Consider the following 18,343-nt stretch of genomic DNA (forward strand, 5'->3'; position numbering starts at 1 on the left):
ACGGCCGCCGAAACGGGTTTTCTCCTGGAATAGGCAGTGGATTGACTAAAAAAACGGAAAGATGATTTTCGGCTACGCCGGTTTATCCCCCCGTCTCGGCGGCGCAGAATGCGTTTCATCGGGAACAGCAACGGACATCGCGAAACTTCCCAACCAACCAATCGCGATGTACGGCCCGAATCACTCAACCAGGACTAGGAGTACTGCCATGAAAGCCAAGACCATTGTTTCCGCTCTGATTCTTTCCTTTGCCGCCATCGGCGCTGCGCAAGCCGCCAATAGCGAACCGAACAACGTGCCCTTCCAAGGCGTCTACGGCCAAGCGGCCAACAGCGTGAGCCGCACCCAAGTGCTGGGCGAACTGCAGCAAGCGCGCACCGTCGGCTTGACTGGCAACGCCGATATCGACAACACGCCCTTTACCGCCCAAGCCGACAGCGGCGTGAGCCATGCTCAGATCGCCCGGGGCTCGGATTTCGGTGACTCGAACAACCAGCCGTTCCAAGGTGCGTAAGCACCCACGGCGATTCCAGCCACGGGTGGCGTGATCGCGCGATCGGATGATCGGCAAAGATATCGGATCCGACCGCATCGCGATCCCACCACCAGGAAGTCCGGCCGTTCATGCCTGCACGGGTGAACGGTTTCCCCGGCGAGAGGCGGGGATGCTGTAAGTGGCAGTCCTCTCTGTGCAGTACCCCGGCCCTCCTTGCGAGGGCCGATTTTTTTACAAGGACGCGCATGCCGCGGCGGCCCCGCTTTCACGCGGCGCGCTGGTCCGGGTAACGACCGAAAAGAACCGTTATTGCGGCCCCGACTTCCCCAAGTAGCACTTATCTTCCAGCACCCGCAGGTCGCGAGCGATCCGGCACGCCCCCAATGCACGATCGTGCGACTCAACCAGAATGAGTTGGTGTCCGGCTCTATTGCGCGGCGCCGCGGCTATTGCTTCCACTCCGCGTCCTTGAACCAGCGCCGCAGGTGTTCCACGAAGAGCCGCACCTTGTACGGCAGGTGTCGCTTGCTTTGCACGATGGCGTAGATGTCCAGCCCTTCCGGGCGATATTCCGGCATCACGACCTGCAAGGCGCCCGCGCGCAGGGCGCTCTCCACCATGTAGCGTGGGTGCATGGAAATCCCGTGTCCCAGCGTGGCCAGATGCATGATGGATTCGCCCAGGTTGGAGCTGAATGTGCCCGACACATGCACCACCTGCGTGTTGTTGCGCGGATCGGTGAAGGTCCACATATTCGTCGGCGCCTTCAGGCTGTGGACCAGGCAATTGTGCTGTTCCAGGTCCTTGGGCGTGGCCGGCGTACCGTGCGCCTGCAGGTAGCCGCGCGTGGCGACGATCACCTGTGGCACGACGGTGATCAGGTAGGCGATCTGGTTGGTGTCCTTCAGGCGAGGCGCGATGCGCACCGACAAGTCCAGGTTCTCCGCGATCAGGTCGCTGCGGCCATCGTCCAGCAAGAGCGATAGCTTGATCGCCGGATAGCGGCGCAGGAAGTCCTCGATGGCGGGGGCCAGGTGCACGGCCCCGAAAGAAGGGGGCGTGCCCAGGCGGATGCGGCCGGTGGGCGTGCGTACCGGCCCTTGCACCAGTTCCTTCAGGTTGCGGGTGGCGAGCGACAGCGTATCGGCGTTTTCCAGTAGAAGCCGGCCGCTTTCCGTCAGGCTGACGTGCTTGGTATTGCGATTGAAGAGCTGGACGCCGAAATAGCCTTCCAGCCAGGCTATCTTTTTGGTCACGGACGAACGGCTGGATGACCTGCTTTCGGCGGCCTTCGAAAAGCTGAGGCTCTTGCCCACTTCCTGAAAGACTTCCATGCATTCGATCAGGTCCATGGCCCATTTCCGCTGTCTGTTTCCGTTTTGGAAAAAATGATTTCGTGGCGTGGGCCTTCTGCACGTCCGGCGCGCTCACTACACTGACCGATCGTTTTGGCGAATGCGCCGCGCGCGGCGCGCATCCCGATGATCCCATCCGACTTCGATTACCACCTGTACGGCACCCACGTCCGCTTCGGCGAAGGCGTGGCGCGCGCCGTGGGCGATGAGCTGCGGGCGCTGGGGCTGGAACGACCGGTGGTCCTGACGCAGGACCGCATCGCCGGCACGCCGCGCTACGACGAGCTGCTGCGCTCGCTGGAAGGCATGGCCGTACTGGAGCGCCGCGGCATCCCGCCGCATTCCAGTGTCAGTTTAATCGAAACAATCGCGCCGGAAGTCGCCGGCTTCGGGGCCGACTGCCTGGTGGCTGTCGGCGGGGGCAGCGTCGCGGATTCGGCCAAGGCGCTGGCGCTGCTGCTGGCCGAAGGCGGGCGGCTGGCGGATCACGTCACCGTGTTCCGGCCCCCGGCGACCATCGAGATTCCGCGCCGCACCCGGCCCAAGCTGCCCATCATCGCGGTGCCGACGACGGCGTCGGGCGCGGAGGCCACGTGCTCCTTCGGTGTGCGCGACGTCGACCGGGACAAGCGCATGTTCTGGAACCGCCAGGTGTCCGCGGCGGCCATCCTGATTGATCCGCTGATGAGCCAGGACGTGCCGCTGCATACCATGCGATATACGGCGATGAACGGCATCGCGCATTGCCTGGAAGGCCTGTATTCCAAGGGCCGCTCCATCGTGTCCGACGGCATGGCGGTGCAGGCCGTGGCCCTGTTCCGGCAGGCGTTGGCACAGCCCGTGCCGGAAGAGGCCGCACAGCGCCGGTTGATCCTGGCGGCCGCGCACCTGTCCGGCATGGTGCTGGCCATGGCGCGCAGTTGCCTGCATCACGCGATCTGCCACGTGATCGGCGCCCGCCTGGACCTGCCGCACGGCCTGGTAAACACGGTCATCCTGCCGCATGCGTTGCGGTTCAACGAGCCGGTCGCGGCACCGCTGCTGGCGCCCGCGCTGGAAGAGGTGAATCGATGGTCCACGCGCCGCCAGGACAGCCTGTCGGCCTGGGTGGCCGGAACGGCCGCCGAATTGGGACTGCCGCAGCGCCTGCGCGATATCGGCGTGCCGGAGGATGTCCTGCCCGATATCGCCGCCCACGTCATGACCGAGCGCGGCTTGGCGCTGAATCCCCGGCCTGTCGCGGCCGCGAGCGAGGTGCTCGCGATACTGCGCCAGGCGTTCTAGACACTGCAGGAGACAACATGAATATCGTAGGCAGCGGCGCCACGCTGGGCGCGCGCATCGAGGGCATGGACCTGGCCCAGCCATTGTCGCCCGAGGACTATCGCGCGATCGAGCAGGCGCTGGGTCGCTATGGCGTGGTGTGCTTCCCGCAGCAGCAACTGGACGCCGCGGCGCTGAAGCGGTTCGCGGAGAACTTCGGCACGCTGGAGGTCAACGTGGCGAACCTGTTCTACGAGCCCGGCATTCCGGAGGTCATGATCCTGTCGAACATCGTGGAGAACGGCAAGCCGATCGGCTTGAGCGACGCGGGCCAGGATTGGCATACGGATATGTCGTACAGCCGCACCATCGCCTTCAGCAATGTGCTGTATGGCATACGCATTCCCATGCGCGACGGCAAGTCGCTGGGCAACACCGAGTTCTGCAATATGCATGCGGCCTACGAGGGCCTGCCCCAGGCGCTGAAGGACGAACTGGACGGCATGACCATCACGCACGACTTCAACAAGTTCTGGGAGATGATGCGCCGCGAAAAAGGCAGCACGCGCCCGCCGTTGACCGAAGAGCAGCGGCGCCGCAAGCCGCCGGTATCGCACCCGGTGTTCCTGACGCATCCCATCACGGGCCGCAAGGTGCTGTACGCGAATCCCGGCTATTCCATGCGCATCAATGAAATGACGGAGGCGCGCAGCGCGGAGGTCCTGGAATTCCTGTTCCAGCACCAGCTGCAGGAAAAGTACCGCTACCGCCACAACTGGGCCGAAGGCGACGTGCTGATGTGGGACAACATGGGCACGATCCACAACGCGGTAGCCGATTACCGGCCCGATGAGCCGCGCCTGATCAAGCGCTGCCAGGTCATGGCGGACAAGTACTTCCCCGAGCTGTACCAGGGCCGTTAAAGGCCCTGGCCTCGACGGCGCAAGCGCGGGAAGCGCGGCCCGGCGGCGGTTTGCCGGGCGCGACGATGCAGGACCGGCAGGCAGCCCGCTCGGGCGCCGGCCAGGATGGCGGCCAAGCCGCCCACAACAAGGAGACAGACATGAAGACTCGATATCTGGCCAGCCGGGCACTGGCGCTGGCCCTGGGGAGCGCGCTGGTCATGGCCGCGCCCGCCCGCGCGGACGATTACCCTTCGAGGCCGATACGCATGGTGGTGGGCTATGCGGCCGGCGGCCCGACCGACGTGGTGGCGCGCGTCATGGCCAAGGAAATGTCGGAAACGCTGGGCGCGTCGGTGGTGGTGGAGAACAAGCCCGGCGCCAGCGCATCCATCGCCGCCACCGATGTGATGCGCGCGCCGCCCGACGGCTACAAGCTGCTGGTCACGTCGTTGACGTTGAACGTCAACCCCCTGCTGTATCCCAAGCGCTACGACTACGATCCGGTCAAGGCCTTCGAGCCCATCACCAACTTCGCCAACAACCCGATGTTGCTGGTGACGAACTACAACTCGCCGTACAAGGACCTGAAGTCGTTGATTGCCGATGCCAAGGCGCATCCCGGCAAGCTGACCTTCGGTTCATCGGGCGTGGGCGGATCGGCCCACCTGGCCGCCGAAATGCTGGCCGCCGAGGCCGGCATCAAGATGGTGCACGTGCCCTTCAAGGGCAACGGCCCCGCGCTGCAGGAGATGGTGGCGGGTCGCATCAGCTTCATGTTCTATCCCAGCGTGGGTATCGCCAACTACGTCGCCGCCAGGCAGCTGCGCGTGCTGGCGGTCGGCACCGAGCAGCCGGTGAAGGAGTTCCCCGGCGTGCCCACCATGGACAGCCTGGGCTTCAAGGGGTTCGAGCAGGGCGCACCCTGGATAGGCATGCTGGCGCCGGCCGGTACGCCCAAGGCCATCGTGGACAAGCTGAACAAGGCAGCGGTGACCGCGCTGGCGAAGCCTGCGGTGCGCGAGCAGCTGGCCCAGCTGGGCGCGGTGGTGGTGGCCGACAGCCCCGAGCATTTCCGCCAGTTCCTGATCGAGGACAAGGCGCGCTGGGCCGACGTCATCAAGAAGGGCAATGTGACCGCCGACGACGCCGGTAATTGAGCGGCGCGCGAAGGATGCCCGCACCGTGAGACACACCGCCCTGGACGACTGCTATTCCATCGACCGCCTGCGCGCGGCCGCGCGCGCCCGCCTGCCGGCGCCTGTCTTCGATTTCTTCGAAGGCGGCGCGGAGGACGAGATCACCTTGCGCGACAACGTCGACGCTTTTCGCCGCGTGCGCCTGCTGCCGCGTGTGCTGCGCGATGTATCGCGCGTGGACGCGAGCGCATCGCTGCTGGACCGCGCCGTCCAACTGCCGCTGGCCATCGGCCCGACCGGCGCGGTCGGTTTCGGCTGGCGCGGCGGCGACGTCGCGCTGGCCCGCGCGGCCGCCAGCCTGGACCTGCCTTATGCCCTGTCGACCTCGGCGACCGCCTCGATCGAGGAGATCGCCGACCAGGCGCCGGGGCGGCTGTGGTTCCAGGCCTATATCCTGCAGGACAAGGCCCGCCTGGACGAGTTGATCGGACGCGCGTTGGCGGCAGGCTACGAAGCGCTGATGATTACCGTGGACCTGCCCGTGGGCGGCAAGCGCGAGCGCGACCTGGCCAACGGCCTGGGTTTTCCCATGAAGATCACCCCGCGCAATTTCTGGCAGTTCGCGCGGCGCCCCGCGTGGTCGCTGGATATGCTGATCCGCCGGCCCCCGGTCATGCCCAGCCTGGCGGGCATGAAGAAGGTCGAAAGCGACCGCAAGGCCATGCAGTCGGTGGCGGGCCGCAACTACGATCCGGCCTTCGACCTGGCGGCGCTTGCGCGGATCCGTGACCGCTGGCCGCGCAAGCTGATCGTCAAGGGCGTCGTGCATCCGGAGGATGTGGCGCCCATCGTCGCGCTGGGCGCCGATGCGCTGGTGGTCTCGAACCATGGCGGCCGGCAGCTGGACACTGGCGTCGCCACGCTGGACGCCCTGCCCGGCATCGTCGCGGCGGCGGGCGGCCGCGTGCCGGTGCTGCTGGACGGCGGCGTGCGGCGCGGCAGCGATGTGTTCAAGGCCCTGGCGCTGGGGGCCGCCGGCGTCATGACGGGCCGCGCAACCCTGTACGGCGTGCTGGCTGGAGGCTACGACGGTGTGCAGCGCGCGCTGCACATCCTGCGCGATGAATTGACGCGGACCATGCAGTTGTGCGGCACGCCGACGGTGGCGGAGATCACCGCGGACGTCTTGAGCCTACGCAGCGACGTGACGTGGGCGACGCCCTACGCGCTGCAACGCGCCTGCGTGGACGAGACGTTCGCCCAGCGCGCGCCTACGCACGAGGCCCCTGCGTTTGACGAACGGAATCCAGGCGCGCCCCACCCGACGCGCCGCCATGAAAAGGAGCTGCTATGAACGACACAATCAGCGTGTGCCGCAATCAGGTCATGGGTTTTTTCCGCGACCTGGACGATAACGCTTATGACAGCCTGGTGAGCCGCATGACGGCGGACGGCGTCTGGCACCGCCAGGGCAAGGTCCTGAACGGCCGCGGCGCGGTGCTGCAGGCCTTGAGCGTGCGGTCGAAAACCATGCGCATCCATCATTTGATCAGCAACCTGTTCGCCGACCAGGTGGACGATGACCGCTGCGCCATGCGCGGCTATATGCTGGTGGTGCGCCACGACGCCGGCCGGCCACTGGACGGCCCCGCACCGCTGTCCGGCATCGAGAACATCCGCACCACGCATGTGGAACTGGCGCGCGTGGACGGCGCCTGGCTGATCGCGCGCATGCGCAATGACGATCCCAGCTTCGCCATGAAGACCTAGGCGACGGTCGCGGCATGGCGAGAGGGGCTATCGGCATGCGCGGACAGCGGAATGCACGGACAGCCGCATGAAACCGGAATGACGCCACGGACGGCGATAAGGACGACGCGATGAAATGGATACGCTATACCCAGGCCGGCCGCACCGGCTATGGCATTCTGGAAGGCGACAGGATCACCGCCGTGCGCGGCGATCCTTTCCAGGGGTATGAGAAGACAGGCGGCATCGTCGGCCTGGACGAGGTGCGCATCGAAGTGCCGGTGGTGCCGCCCACCTTCTACTGCGTGGGCCTGAACTACGTGACGCACATCGGCACCGAAGGCCTGAAAATACCGACGCAGCCTGACGTCGGCTATCGCGCCAACAACGCGCTGCTGGCGCATGGCCAGGACGTGATCATGCCGGCGGACGCGACCAAGGTGCATTACGAAGGCGAGCTGGTGGTCGTGATCGGCAAGAAGGCGCGCAACGTCAGCGAGGCGGACGCGCGCGCCTGCGTGCTGGGCTACACCATCGGCAACGACGTCAGCGAGCGGGTATGGCAGGCTTCGGACCGCACCTTCTGGCGCGCGAAGAACAGCGATACCTTCAAGCCCATGGGGCCGTGGATCGAAACCCAGGCCGACGTGGATGCGATGGAAACCGTGGTGCGGCTGAACGGCAAGGAAAGCACGCGCTTCCAGACCAACGACATGCTGTTCGGCATCGACCGCTTCATCAGCACCATGAGCCGGTATCTGACGCTATATCCCGGCGACATACTCTGGATGGGCACGGACGGCCATTCGCCGGACCTGCGGGATGGCGACGTGGTGGACGTTTCCATTACGGGATTGGGGTCGCTGACCAACCGCTTCATGCGCGAACGCTAGGGCCCGCTAACGCTAGAATCGGCGCATTCCCCTTCGGCGCCGTGTCCATCAGGAGGCCATCATGCGCGCAGCCCTGTATTCCCGCAACGGACCCGCACGGGACGTCCTCCAAGTCACCGATCTTCCCACCCCGGAGCCCGGGCCGGGCGAGGTGCGCGTGAAGCTGGCCATGTCAGGCGTGAATCCTTCCGACGTGAAGTCGCGCGCTGGCAGCCGGCCGGTCACGCAGGGATACGTGGTGCCGCACAGCGACGGCGCGGGCGTGATCGACCGCGTGGGCAGCGGGGTGCCCGGCAGCCGCGTCGGCGAGCGCGTATGGATCTGGAACGGCCAGTGGCAGCGCCCCATGGGTACCGCCGCGCAATACATCGCGCTGCCCGCCGAGCAGGCTGTGGCGCTGTCGGACGACACCAGTTTCGAGGCCGGGGCCTGCATGGGAATCCCGGGGCTGACAGCCATGCAGGGTGTCGTCCTGTTGGGCGATGTCGCCGGCAAGACGGTACTGGTGACGGGCGGCGCATCGGGCGTGGGCTACTACGCGGCGCAAATGGCGCGGCTGCGCGGGGCACGGGTGATCACGACCGTGGGGTCCGCCGAGAAGTCGGGGTTCCTGGAACAGGTTGGGGTCACCGACAACATCCTGTACAAGCAGGAGCCTGTCGCGGAACGCCTGCTGGCCATGACGGACGGACGCGGAGTCGATGCGGTCATCGACATGGATTTCTCCACCACGGCGGGCCTGGTGCCGGCGGGCGCGGTGGCGCCGCATGGCGTGATCGCGGTATATGGATCGAACCAGCGCGGCGATATTCCCTTGAACTTCGGCGCGTGGCTGCCCCGGTCCCTTAGCTTGCGCTTCTTCCTGGTCTATGACCTGCTCCCGGCCGAACGCCGGTTGGCGGTGGAGACCCTGAGCACGCTGTTGCGCGACGGCGCCCTGTCCCATCTGATCGCACCGGCGTACGGGCTCGACGACATCGCGGCCGCGCACGAGGCCGTCGAATCGGGCCGCGTGGTGGGGAATGTGGTGGTGGCCTTGCCGGCGTAGCGCCATTCCGTGTTGGGCACAAAGCCGGTGTGCGGCTCTGGTACGCACGCGCGGCGTCGCCCGTTCAATGCTCGCCCGGTCGCATGAGCCGGCCCGCCAGGCCCGACGAGGTGTTCGAGGAGAACTTCGCCATCAGGCGCGACCGGTACATTTCCACAGTCCGTGGACTCAGGTTCAGATGCCGCGCGACCATTTTGCTGGTCTTGCCTTCCGCGATCAGCAGCGCGATCTCGCGCTCGCGGTCGCTGAGGGCGGGGGACACCGGATGCGGCGCGCTCAGGTCTTCGAACGTCCAGATGCAGGATGCCAAGGGCTCGGCGGGTGTGAGGGAGCGCCCGATCAGCCGGCACCAGAACAGTTCTCCGTCCAGCCGCTTCATGATCCGTTCGCAGGCGTAGATGCCGCGGGCGTTCAAGGCCGTGGCCGCCCCCTCGGCACCGCGGGCCACGTCGCGCCCCGTCGGATAGAGGGCGTCGAAGTCGGTGTCGTTCAGCTGGCCGGGGGGATAGCGGAAGATGGACTCCAGCCGCGCATTGGCCTGGGCGATCACCCGCCACTGCGATATGCATAGCCCGGCGGGAGCCAGGGTGAAGACCTGCCTGTAGTCGAGCTGCGGCTGCACGTCCATGCGGCCTCCCGGTATGGCGTCTGGTAACGGCACGTAAGCCGAAATCTACGCCACTAGTCGCCCGTCGTGATATGCGCCTTCCGTATGATCTCCCGGGCAGTATCGATCTCGTGGTCAAGGAATTTGGCGTAGTCGTCCGCACTGCCCCCGGCCACCTCGAACCCCAGGTCGGCGATATGGCGGGCGGCGTCGGGCGCCTTCAGCCGGGCGTCGAAGCCCGCGGCCAGCGTCCGTACCACGTCGTCCGGCACGCCCTTGGGGGCGATCACGCCGTAGGAAATGACGCCCGCGACGGTCGGCAATCCCGCTTCCGCAAAGGTAGGGACGTCCGGCACCGAGGCCAGCCGGTGCGGCCCGGTAACCGCCAGGGCGCGCAGGCGCCCCGATTGGATATGCGGCAGCACGGTGGATGGGGCGGAGAAATTGACCTGGGTCTCGCCGGCCACCACCGCCATTACCGACGGGGCGCCGCCCCGGTAAGGGACGTGGACGAGGCCCGCCCCGGTCACCATGTTGAACTGCTCCCCGGCCAGGTGCAGCGCCGTGCCGTTGCCGGCGGAACTGAAATTCAAGCGGCCGGGATGGGCCTTGGCCAGCGCGACGAGATCGGCCACGCTGTGCGCCGGGACGTCCTTGTTGACGGACAGCACGATGGGCGAGGTGGCCGCCAGGATCACCGCGCGGAAATCCTGGCGCGTGTCGTAGGGCAGTTTGCTGCCCAGCAGTGTCGCGTTGATGGGGAAGGCGCTGTCCACCACGCCCAGCGTGTAGCCGTTGGGCTGGGCGGTCGCGACGATGCTGGTGCCCGCGACCGACGCGCCCCCGGCGCGGTTTTCGACGATGATGCGGTCGCCCAGCCCGCCGCCCGGGGTACTGGCCAGCAGGCGCGCCACCACGTCCGAGGCACCGCCCGGGGCATAGGGCACGATGAGGCGTATCGGCTGCGATGGGAAGCGGTCGGCCGCGTGGCCGGCCGGGGCGAGCGCGCAGCACAGCGCCAGGGCGGCGGCGCGCGTCACGGTGAGCGGGTTCATCGGGTTCTCCTCGGGTTCTCTTGGTGTGGGCGCCGGCGCTTGGCGGCCGGTCGGGATGGGTATCGCGGGGCGGCCATGTGCAGGCCGCGGTCAGCGTGTTCGCCCGGCGTCACCCCTTGGCGGCGTATCTGCGCAGGACCTCGGGATCCGGTTCGAAGCCCAGGCCCGGCACGTCCGGTACGCGCACGATGCCGTTGCAGGGCAAGGTAGCGCCGCCGGAGAGTTCGACGGGCATCTCGCAATAGAAGCGTTCGAGTATCGGCGCTGTTTCGATGGTGGACAGGACATGCAGGGTGGCCAGGAGCCCCGGCCCGAAATAGGCGCTGTGCGGCATCAGCTGGATGTGCCGCTGCGCCGCGTCGCGCGCGACCTCCAGCAGCGCCGTGATGCCGCCGGTCTTGATGACGCTGGGCTGCGCGTAGGCGATGCCGGTGCTGTCCAGGACGCGGCGGAATTCGACGGGATTGCCGACGTTCTCGCCCATCGCCAGGGGCGTGTCGATGCGGCGGGCCAGTTCGGCCATTGCGTCGAAGTCGTCGACCGGGAACAGCGGTTCCTCCAGCCACATGGGGTCGTAGGGCGCCACGTCGTGCGCGAACTGCTCCGCCGCGCGCAGGTCGAAAGGGCAGTTCAAGTCCACCATCAGCCCTACGTCCGGCCCGACCGCGGCACGGGATTCGCGTACCGAGGGCACGTCGCGTTCATGCAGCTTCACGTAGCGGTAGCCCTGCTCCACGGCGCGGGCGGCGAATCGTGCGGCCAGGGCCGGATCGCGATACGGCAGCAGGCTGGCATAGACCGGAACCTCGCGCGTGCGCAGCGGGCCGATCAGGGCGTGGACCGGCAGGCGGGCCGCCTTGGCGGCGATGTCCCACAAGGCGATGTCGATGGCCGAGACGGCATACTGCAGCGGGCCGGCGCGGCCGAAGTGATAAAGCGTGCGGTTCAGCTTGTCGATGATTGCATCGCGCAGCAACGCGTCTTCCCCGATGCACAGTGGCGCGACCAGGCGGTCGATCAGCAAGCGCGTCACCGGCCAGACGCGGACGCCGAAGGCATCGCCCCAGCCGACGATCCCGCTGTCGGTGGTGACCTTGACCAGCAGGCTTTCCATCTCGGTGCGAGGCTTGCCGCCCAGCGGCAGCGGCGCCGCGCCGCTGTCGTATGGCACGGCGATGGGCAGGGTTTCAATGGAGACGATTTTCATGATGCGGGCTCAGGATCGATCACCGTTATTGCCGGCGCGCACGGCTGGCGTCGCGTCGTTGTCGAAGGGCTCGCCGTTCAGCCAGTGCATGAAATTGCGCAAGAAAATGTCGGTGAAGCGCCGGTCATTGCCGGGCGAAGCGCCGGCATTGTGCGGCGATATCCAGGTATGCGGCGCGTCCCACAGCGGCGAATCGGCAGGCAGCGGCTCGGTCGCGAAGACGTCCAGATAGGCCGAGCGCAGGCGGCCTTCGCGCAAGGCGGCCGCCAGCGCGGTCTCGTCCATGAGTTCGCCGCGGCCGATGTTGACGACGCCGGCGCGCGGCGGCAGCAGACCGATGCGTCGCGCATCCAGAAGGCCGCGCGTTTCCGCCGTCAACGGACAGGCCAGGACCAGCCAATCGCAGGCCGGCAGCAGTTCGTCCAGCGCATCCGGACGGCAGGTGCGGTCCAGGCCCGGTATCGCGCCGGCCCCGCGCCGCACGCCGATCGTCGTCAAGCCCACGGCCTTCAGCAGCCGGCCGATCTCGCGGCCGATGGGGCCCAGGCCGACGATGACCGCCGCTTGTTCATGCAGGTCGCGCGCCATCCGCGCGGGCGCCAGCGGCTGCCAGCGCCTGTCGGCCTGCGCGGCCAGCCAATCGGTGAAGCCGCGCGACTGGCACAGGATGGCGCCCACCACGGTCTGCGCGATGGGGACGGCGTTGCCCCCGGACGATGTCGTCAGGCGCACCGCGCGCGCCAGCGTGGGTCGATACAAGGGATTGTCGATGCCGGCCGAACAGACATGCAGCCATTGGGCACGCGGCGCGGCATCGAAGATGTCGAAGAAGGCGCGGCTGGCGCCGCCGGGCGTGTGCTTGCTGCTGCCCTGCATGATGTCGCGAGAAAAAAAGCCCAGCCGTATCGACGCCTGCTCGTCCGCGGGCAAGGGCTGCCCGCGCTGGCTGGGGGCGACGATGAGGCGCAAGGCATGTCCGGCGGCGCGCGCCAGCGCCTGCAACTGATCGCCGAGCCGATCGTGCACGGCTTTGGAGACGAGCAGCCCTGTCTGTTCCGTGTTCATGATGTTCCTTTTTGCCATCGTTGATCGGTGGTGCGCTGCGGAGATTGGATCCTGGAAAGCCACCCCGCGGTGCCGGCGCCGCGGTGGTACGCGCGGGAGGACATGTCCGGTTCATGATGTCACGGCGACATGGCGCCGCAGATACGCACGCAATGCGTGCGGATCCGCATCGATGCCGATGCCCGGCGCACCCGACAGCACGATGCTGCCGTCCGTCGGCGTGGGGAATGCCGGCGCGCCCAGCGTGCGGAGGGGGTTGGGATTGGCGTCCAGTTCCAGTACGCCATCGCCGCCCGCCGCGCACAGCACGTGCGCGGCCAGGGCGGCGCCGATGTGCGAGCCGAACGCGTGGGGGCAATAACGCTTGCCGCGCGCCAGGGCCTCTCGCGCCAGCGGCAGGACCTTGCTGACGCCACCCCATTTGCCCAGGTCCGGCTGCACTACGTCCAGCCACTCGAAGGCGGCGCGGAAAGCGTCCAGCGCCAGCAGGTTCTCGCCGGCCGCCAAGCGGTGTCCGGAGGCGCGCAGCGCCTGCCATTCCGCGGCCGGCCGCTCGGGCCCGATCGGCTCTTCCACCCACTGCAGCGGCAGCGCGCGGATGTGGTCCAGCGCCTGTCGGGCGCTGTCCACGTCCCAGCCGCAGTTGGCGTCTATCATCGCGCTTTCGCCATCCGCCAGCCCGGCCACGGTGCGCGCCAGTTGGTCCAGCGCGCGGGCGTCCTGGAAGCCGGCCTTGAACTTGAAGGCGCGGAAACCCTGGTCGCGCAGCGCGTCCAGCTCGCGTGGCGCGATCGACGGCGATACGCCGCTGGCATAGACCGGCAGGCGGCGCGCCTGGCCGCCCAGCAGGCGGAACAGCGGCAGGCCTTGCGTACGGGCGGCCATGTCCCACAGCGCGCAGTCCAGGCCGGCCAGCACGTGGGCGATGGGGCCGGGCTCGCCGGCCAGCCGCAGCATGGGAAGCATGGCCGATTCGAGTTCGTCCAGGAACGCCGGAATCGCCGCTATCGTCCTGCCCACCGCGCGCGGCGCCACCAGCTGTTCCAGGATGCAGGCCCGGTGGTAGGCACCGAAAGGCGGATGGCCGCTCCAGATCTCCCCCCAACCGTGGTGCCCGGCGCCGTCCTCCACGTTGACCAGGGCCGAGGTGCGCTGGGTCGATGTGCCGAAGGAGGATTTCACCGCGGGCGGTGCGTCGTCCTGGAAGACGTAGACGTGGATGCGCGCGATGTGTACGGCGGTCGGCGGCATGGCGGCGGATGTTGCGGGAGGCATCTGGGATCCTGCGGTTCTATCGCGGCAAGCGGCGGTTCTATGCAAAGGTTCAGGCTTCAAGGCCGGGACTCGTAGCAAAGGTGCCCAGCTTCAAGGGCCTTCAATCCGGCGGCTCAGTGGTTGGTCAGGCCCGGCGAGCGGGCGACCACGTCGGCCCAGAGCTTCGATTGGGCCTGCCATTCCTGCTGGAAGTCGGCGCTGGAACCGCCGCCGGGTTCCAGTCCGCCGCCGCGCAGCACGGCCTGGATGTCTGGCGCGGCCAGGGCGCGGTTCAGGGCGGCGTTCAGCCGGTCCACGCGATCGGCCGGCACGCCGGTCCGCGCGAACATGCCCGCCCACGACGAAATCTCCATGCCCGGCACGCCCGCTTCGGCCATCGTCGGCACGTCGGGGAAAGCCGCCGACCGCGCGTGGCCCGTGGTGGCAAGGCGCCTGACGCGCCCAGAGGCCACGAAGGGCTGCGTTACGGCCTGGGTTTCGATCAGCATGTCGGCGTTGCCGGACGCCACGCCCAAGGCGGCCGCGGGACTGCCGTTGAAGGGCACCTGGTAGATATCGGCGCCGGTGCGTTGTTTCAGGACCTCCGTGGCCAACTGGGCCGCACTGCCAGGCCCGCTGTTGGCGGCGACCAGGGCGCCGGGCTTCTGCCGCGCGCGGGCGATGAGCGCCGCCATCGAATCGATGCCGCTGTCGCCGCGCACGACCAGGAAGAAGTCGGTCGAATAGAGCTTGCCGACCGCTTTCAAATCCTTCAGCACGTCGACGGCCTGGCGCGGATAGACATGCGGATTGATGGCCATGGTGCTGCCGGCGGCCACCAGCACCGTGTAGCCATCGGCGGGGTTTTTCAAAACCTCTTGCGCGGCGATCTGGCCGTTGGCCCCGGGACGGTTTTCCACGACGACGGGCTGCCCTAGCGCCTGCGCCATGGCGGGCGCGATCGCGCGCATGCCGGTATCCGGGGTGGAGCCGGCCGGCGAGGCGATGATGAGCGTGACGGGGTGCGCCGGGAAGCCGGTACCGGCCGCGTGGGCGGTGGCGCATGCCGACAGGCATGCCAGGATCGAGAGCAAGCGGCGCATGGTTGTCTCCTTGCCGGGACGTCGCGTGCTCAGGGAAATGGGCGCGTCGCGTTCCGGTCGACGATGACCGGATGGTAGGCAGATCGCCGGCGATGGTCTAATACCAAAATGGTCCTGCGCGATACGCGGTGCGTTTCACCGCGCGCGGCACGGCATCACAACCGGATCACGGACGGCCCGAACTCGCCATGTCGATACGCGCATCCAACCTGGACCTGCGCATGGTCCAACAATTCTTGGCGGTGGCCGAAACGCTAAGCTTTCGCAAGGCGGCCGAACAGATGCACATGGCGCAACCACCGCTTAGCCAGGCCATCATGCGCCTGGAAGCCCTGGTGCAAGCCAGGCTTTTCGAGCGATCGCCGCGCGGCGTGCGGCTGACGCCGGCTGGCGAGGTTTTTAAGCTGGAGGCCGTGCGGCTGTTGAACCAGGCGAGCCGGGCGCTGGAACGCACGCAGCGCGCCGGGCGCGGGGAATTGGGTACGGTCCACGTTGGCTTCATCGGTCCCGCCATGATCGGGTTGCTACCCAAGGTGATCCTGGCCTTTCGCGAGCGCTTCGCGGGGGTGGAGCTGGCGCTGCATGAAGGCAGCTCCATGCAGGTCGCGGGCATGATCCATTCCGATACCGTGGATATCGGCTTCCTGGTGACGCCGGCGGAGCTGCAGCCGGACGTGTCGACCGAGGTCATCGTGGTCGATACGCTGGTGGCCGCGTTGCCCGCGGGACATCGGCTGAGCGGCGAGCCGCGCATACGCCTGGAAGAGCTGGCCGACGATGCGTTCGTGCTGTTCTCCGCCCAGGGCGTGCCGACGCTCTCCTCGCGTATCGCGGTCTTGTGCCGGCAGGCTGGATTCGAGGCGCGCATCGCGCAGGAAGCGGTGCAGATATCGACGGTGCTAGGGCTGGTGGCGGGAGGCTTGGGGGTTTCTGTCCTGCCGGGATCCATCGTTGCGTTGGCGACTGGCGCGGTGGTGTGCAAACCCATCGTCGCGGATGCCGAGCTGTTGCGGGTGAAGATCTGTGCGGCGTATCGGCGTGATCGGCTCAGCGACGCGGCCCAGGCGTTTTTGATGACGGCCAGGTTGCATGCGAATGGGGGGTAGGTTCCCCCAGCCCTACATGCGCGATATGCCCCGCAGGCCTCAATACCGGCCGAAGAGCGCCCGCAGTACCTCGAGATCCGAGGTTTGCGACAACGCCAGCGCCAACAGAATGCGCGCCTTCTGAGGACTGAGCGAATTCCCCGCGATCCAGCCGTTTTCCCGCAAGGCACGGCGGTTGGCGACGCGGCCGCTGGCGGCGCGGGTGCATTGGACCAGTGCCACCCCATCGCGGCGCGCGCGCTCGTACGCATCGCGTTCGGCCTTGGCCGGCATCCCCGGCGCCAGACCCGCGCAGACGATGCCGCGCGCGCCCGCGGCCACGCAGGCTTGCACCAGCGTGCCATCCGCACCGATGTAGGAATAGAGGATGTCCACGCGCGGCAATACGGCATCATCCGGCACCGCGGTGAACGCGGGCAGCGTGGGATCCACCTCGCGCGCTTCATTGCGGCGGTAGTAGAAGACGCCATCCGGGTCCACCACGCCCAGCGGCCCGAAGTCGGCGGAGCGGAACGTCTGTACGCGCAGCGTGTGCGTCTTCACGACATCGCGCGCCGACGAAATTTCGTCGTTCAGCACCACCAGCACGCCGCGCCCGCGCGATTGCGGCGCCGCCGCCGTGCGCAGGGCCGCGATCACGTTCATGGGGGCGTCCGACCCGACGGCGCTGAGGGGGCGTTGCGCACCCACCAGCACGACCGGCTGTTCCAGCGACAAGGTCAGGTCCAGGAAGAAAGCGGTTTCCTCCAGCGTGGCGGTGCCGTGCAGGATCACAAAGCCGGCCAGGTCTGGCTGTTCCGCCGCCATGCGGCGTATCGTCGTACGCAGCGCGAACCAGTCCTGCATGGTGATCGCCGAACTGCTGACCTCGCGGAAAGGAACCAATACCGCGCGGGCTACGCTGGCGGTCTCGGGGATCGCCCGAAGCACATCCTCCACGCTCAGCTTGGCGCCGAACTCCGGATAGTCCATGGTATCCAGGGGCCCCGTGCCACGCGATGTGATGGTGCCGCCGCAACCGATGATGGCCACGCGAGGAAGGGAAGTGCTGTCGGTCATGAGAACGCTCCTATGGGTCGACGGGCGACACACTAGCCCTGTTGGAGAATTCGCGCAAACGCCTGCGCCGTGGGATTCAGGTTGTCGGGCCTGCGGGCGCAGTACAGGTCCACGTCGAAGGCGTTGGGCAAGCCGGACAGCGGCCGGTACACCACCGAATTGCGCAAGCCGGCGGCGGATTCCGGGACCAGCGCCATGCCCATGCCGCCCTCGACCAGCGCCAGCAGCGTGGGCAGCACGCTTTCGTAGACGATGCGCGGCCGCACGTTATGGTCGCGGAACAGCCGGGTCTGCACGGCATTGAAGTACGAGGAGCCCTCGCGCTGGAAGCCCACCATGGCCTGGCCGTCCAGCCGGGCCATGGGCACCTGGTCCAGGTCGCGGTAGGGATGGTCGGCCGGCATCGCCAGCACCATTTTTTCTCGATGCACGCGCTCGAAGATCAGGTCGTGCTCGATCGCGCGGGGCAGGCGGCGGAAGATGGCGATGTCTATGGTGCCGGACATCAGCCGGTCGGTGATTACGCCGGTCAGCTCTTCGAACAGCACCAGTTCGACGTCGGGATAGGCGGCGCGGTAGCGGGCGATCGCCCCGGGCAGTACGCGATAGGCCGCGGTGCTGACGAAGCCCACGGCCAGGCGGCCCGCATCGCCGCTGCCGGCGCGGCGCACCGCGCGCAGGGTCGAATCGTTGTCGTCGATCAGGCGCCGCGCCCGGTGCAGCAGCACTACGCCCGCTTGCGTCAGCCGCACCGAGCGTGTCGAACGCACGAACAGCTCTGTGCCCACTTCCGCTTCGAACTGGCGGATGAGCTGGCTGAGCGGCGGCTGGCTGATGTTCAGCCGGATCGCTGCCCGGCCAAAATGCAGCTCCTCCGCCACGACGACGAAGGCGCGCAGGGCGCGCGACAGGAGAGGCATCGTTTTCCCGGATGATTGAGTCAGAATCCATCTTAATTTTTCGGTTAGATTGTATTAGACATATCAATCCACGCTCCATAAAGTAGTCAGGCTGGAGGGCGGCCCGGCTCGCCATGAATACA

18 protein-coding genes are annotated in these 18,343 nt (G+C 67.4%); 9 read left to right on the forward strand and 9 right to left on the reverse strand.

Annotated elements, in window-relative coordinates:
* Positions 1-208: 208 nt before the first annotated feature.
* Positions 209-514 carry a DUF4148 domain-containing protein gene (locus AKI39_RS00070; RefSeq protein ID WP_066631273.1) on the forward strand — a complete coding sequence of 102 codons (306 nt, stop codon included), beginning with the start codon at positions 209-211 and terminating at the stop codon, positions 512-514.
* A 428-nt stretch (positions 515-942) separates the two neighbouring features.
* Here AKI39_RS00070 and AKI39_RS00075 read toward each other — a convergent pair whose 3' ends face one another.
* The gene (locus tag AKI39_RS00075; RefSeq protein ID WP_066631276.1) at positions 943-1,848 is read right to left on the reverse strand and encodes a LysR family transcriptional regulator; all 906 of its coding nucleotides are present in this window, start codon (positions 1,846-1,848) and stop codon (positions 943-945) included.
* A 129-nt stretch (positions 1,849-1,977) separates the two neighbouring features.
* Between AKI39_RS00075 and AKI39_RS00080 the strand changes: the two genes are divergently transcribed.
* The 7 genes from AKI39_RS00080 to AKI39_RS00110 all read left to right on the forward strand — a co-directional run bounded on the left by AKI39_RS00080 (position 1,978) and on the right by AKI39_RS00110 (position 8,845).
* Complete coding sequence (locus AKI39_RS00080) at positions 1,978-3,135, forward strand: iron-containing alcohol dehydrogenase family protein (protein WP_066641887.1); 1,158 nt, start codon at positions 1,978-1,980, stop codon at positions 3,133-3,135.
* A 17-nt stretch (positions 3,136-3,152) separates the two neighbouring features.
* Positions 3,153-4,037, forward strand: coding sequence for a TauD/TfdA dioxygenase family protein (locus AKI39_RS00085; RefSeq protein WP_066631279.1), 885 nt, complete (start codon positions 3,153-3,155; stop codon positions 4,035-4,037).
* Between the two features lie 140 nt (positions 4,038-4,177).
* Entirely contained in the window at positions 4,178-5,176 is a 999-nt protein-coding gene (locus tag AKI39_RS00090) for a Bug family tripartite tricarboxylate transporter substrate binding protein (RefSeq protein ID WP_066631286.1), read from the forward strand.
* A 25-nt stretch (positions 5,177-5,201) separates the two neighbouring features.
* On the forward strand, positions 5,202-6,509 hold the full coding sequence (locus AKI39_RS00095) for an alpha-hydroxy acid oxidase (protein ID WP_235610715.1): 1,308 nt from the start codon (positions 5,202-5,204) through the stop codon (positions 6,507-6,509).
* Entirely contained in the window at positions 6,506-6,925 is a 420-nt protein-coding gene (locus AKI39_RS00100; RefSeq protein ID WP_066631288.1) for a nuclear transport factor 2 family protein, read from the forward strand. The genes AKI39_RS00095 and AKI39_RS00100 overlap by 4 nt, the downstream gene beginning before the upstream one ends.
* Before the next feature lie 110 nt (positions 6,926-7,035).
* Positions 7,036-7,797 carry a fumarylacetoacetate hydrolase family protein gene (locus AKI39_RS00105; protein ID WP_066631290.1) on the forward strand — a complete coding sequence of 254 codons (762 nt, stop codon included), beginning with the start codon at positions 7,036-7,038 and terminating at the stop codon, positions 7,795-7,797.
* A 61-nt stretch (positions 7,798-7,858) separates the two neighbouring features.
* Positions 7,859-8,845 (forward strand): NADPH:quinone reductase, encoded by a 987-nt coding sequence (locus AKI39_RS00110; RefSeq protein WP_066631292.1) that lies wholly within the window; start codon positions 7,859-7,861, stop codon positions 8,843-8,845.
* A gap of 64 nt (positions 8,846-8,909) precedes the next feature.
* Here the strand turns inward: AKI39_RS00110 and AKI39_RS00115 are convergent, their stop codons facing one another.
* The 6 genes from AKI39_RS00115 to AKI39_RS00140 all read right to left on the reverse strand — a co-directional run bounded on the left by AKI39_RS00115 (position 8,910) and on the right by AKI39_RS00140 (position 15,136).
* Entirely contained in the window at positions 8,910-9,473 is a 564-nt protein-coding gene (locus tag AKI39_RS00115; RefSeq protein ID WP_066631294.1) for a helix-turn-helix transcriptional regulator, read from the reverse strand.
* Between the two features lie 53 nt (positions 9,474-9,526).
* Positions 9,527-10,507 carry a Bug family tripartite tricarboxylate transporter substrate binding protein gene (locus AKI39_RS00120; protein ID WP_066631296.1) on the reverse strand — a complete coding sequence of 327 codons (981 nt, stop codon included), beginning with the start codon at positions 10,505-10,507 and terminating at the stop codon, positions 9,527-9,529.
* A 109-nt stretch (positions 10,508-10,616) separates the two neighbouring features.
* Positions 10,617-11,714 carry a mandelate racemase/muconate lactonizing enzyme family protein gene (locus AKI39_RS00125; protein ID WP_066631297.1) on the reverse strand — a complete coding sequence of 366 codons (1,098 nt, stop codon included), beginning with the start codon at positions 11,712-11,714 and terminating at the stop codon, positions 10,617-10,619.
* 9 nt (positions 11,715-11,723) lie between these two features.
* Positions 11,724-12,779, reverse strand: coding sequence for a D-2-hydroxyacid dehydrogenase (locus tag AKI39_RS00130; RefSeq protein ID WP_066631299.1), 1,056 nt, complete (start codon positions 12,777-12,779; stop codon positions 11,724-11,726).
* 111 nt (positions 12,780-12,890) lie between these two features.
* The gene (locus tag AKI39_RS00135) at positions 12,891-14,054 is read right to left on the reverse strand and encodes a mandelate racemase/muconate lactonizing enzyme family protein (RefSeq protein WP_083228540.1); all 1,164 of its coding nucleotides are present in this window, start codon (positions 14,052-14,054) and stop codon (positions 12,891-12,893) included.
* Between the two features lie 113 nt (positions 14,055-14,167).
* Entirely contained in the window at positions 14,168-15,136 is a 969-nt protein-coding gene (locus AKI39_RS00140) for a Bug family tripartite tricarboxylate transporter substrate binding protein (protein WP_066631302.1), read from the reverse strand.
* A gap of 188 nt (positions 15,137-15,324) precedes the next feature.
* Here AKI39_RS00140 and AKI39_RS00145 point away from each other — a divergent pair, with 188 nt between their 5' ends.
* Positions 15,325-16,242, forward strand: coding sequence for a LysR family transcriptional regulator (locus tag AKI39_RS00145; protein ID WP_083228541.1), 918 nt, complete (start codon positions 15,325-15,327; stop codon positions 16,240-16,242).
* 39 nt (positions 16,243-16,281) lie between these two features.
* On the opposite strand, the gene AKI39_RS00150 is transcribed toward AKI39_RS00145, so the two are convergent.
* Positions 16,282-17,301 carry an asparaginase gene (locus tag AKI39_RS00150; RefSeq protein WP_066631303.1) on the reverse strand — a complete coding sequence of 340 codons (1,020 nt, stop codon included), beginning with the start codon at positions 17,299-17,301 and terminating at the stop codon, positions 16,282-16,284.
* A 32-nt stretch (positions 17,302-17,333) separates the two neighbouring features.
* The gene (locus AKI39_RS00155; RefSeq protein ID WP_066631304.1) at positions 17,334-18,221 is read right to left on the reverse strand and encodes a LysR substrate-binding domain-containing protein; all 888 of its coding nucleotides are present in this window, start codon (positions 18,219-18,221) and stop codon (positions 17,334-17,336) included.
* Positions 18,222-18,343: the final 122 nt, after the last annotated feature.

This window comes from Bordetella sp. H567 (assembly GCF_001704295.1).
In the GTDB taxonomy this organism is placed as follows: domain Bacteria; phylum Pseudomonadota; class Gammaproteobacteria; order Burkholderiales; family Burkholderiaceae_B; genus Bordetella_C.

Bases quoted from the DNA above. Each gene is read 5' to 3' on its own strand.
- AKI39_RS00140 (WP_066631302.1), bottom strand. From the start codon at position 15,136: ATGCGCCGCTTGCTCTCGATCCTGGCATGCCTGTCGGCATGCGCCACC.
- AKI39_RS00105 (WP_066631290.1), top strand. From the start codon at position 7,036: ATGAAATGGATACGCTATACCCAGGCCGGCCGCACCGGCTATGGCATT.
- AKI39_RS00100 (WP_066631288.1), top strand. From the start codon at position 6,506: ATGAACGACACAATCAGCGTGTGCCGCAATCAGGTCATGGGTTTTTTC.
- AKI39_RS00135 (WP_083228540.1), bottom strand. From the start codon at position 14,054: ATGCCTCCCGCAACATCCGCCGCCATGCCGCCGACCGCCGTACACATC.
- AKI39_RS00075 (WP_066631276.1), bottom strand. From the start codon at position 1,848: ATGGACCTGATCGAATGCATGGAAGTCTTTCAGGAAGTGGGCAAGAGC.
- AKI39_RS00085 (WP_066631279.1), top strand. From the start codon at position 3,153: ATGAATATCGTAGGCAGCGGCGCCACGCTGGGCGCGCGCATCGAGGGC.
- AKI39_RS00110 (WP_066631292.1), top strand. From the start codon at position 7,859: ATGCGCGCAGCCCTGTATTCCCGCAACGGACCCGCACGGGACGTCCTC.
- AKI39_RS00120 (WP_066631296.1), bottom strand. From the start codon at position 10,507: ATGAACCCGCTCACCGTGACGCGCGCCGCCGCCCTGGCGCTGTGCTGC.
- AKI39_RS00125 (WP_066631297.1), bottom strand. From the start codon at position 11,714: ATGAAAATCGTCTCCATTGAAACCCTGCCCATCGCCGTGCCATACGAC.
- AKI39_RS00150 (WP_066631303.1), bottom strand. From the start codon at position 17,301: ATGACCGACAGCACTTCCCTTCCTCGCGTGGCCATCATCGGTTGCGGC.
- AKI39_RS00145 (WP_083228541.1), top strand. From the start codon at position 15,325: ATGTCGATACGCGCATCCAACCTGGACCTGCGCATGGTCCAACAATTC.
- AKI39_RS00070 (WP_066631273.1), top strand. From the start codon at position 209: ATGAAAGCCAAGACCATTGTTTCCGCTCTGATTCTTTCCTTTGCCGCC.
- AKI39_RS00130 (WP_066631299.1), bottom strand. From the start codon at position 12,779: ATGAACACGGAACAGACAGGGCTGCTCGTCTCCAAAGCCGTGCACGAT.
- AKI39_RS00115 (WP_066631294.1), bottom strand. From the start codon at position 9,473: ATGGACGTGCAGCCGCAGCTCGACTACAGGCAGGTCTTCACCCTGGCT.
- AKI39_RS00090 (WP_066631286.1), top strand. From the start codon at position 4,178: ATGAAGACTCGATATCTGGCCAGCCGGGCACTGGCGCTGGCCCTGGGG.
- AKI39_RS00155 (WP_066631304.1), bottom strand. From the start codon at position 18,221: ATGCCTCTCCTGTCGCGCGCCCTGCGCGCCTTCGTCGTCGTGGCGGAG.
- AKI39_RS00080 (WP_066641887.1), top strand. From the start codon at position 1,978: ATGATCCCATCCGACTTCGATTACCACCTGTACGGCACCCACGTCCGC.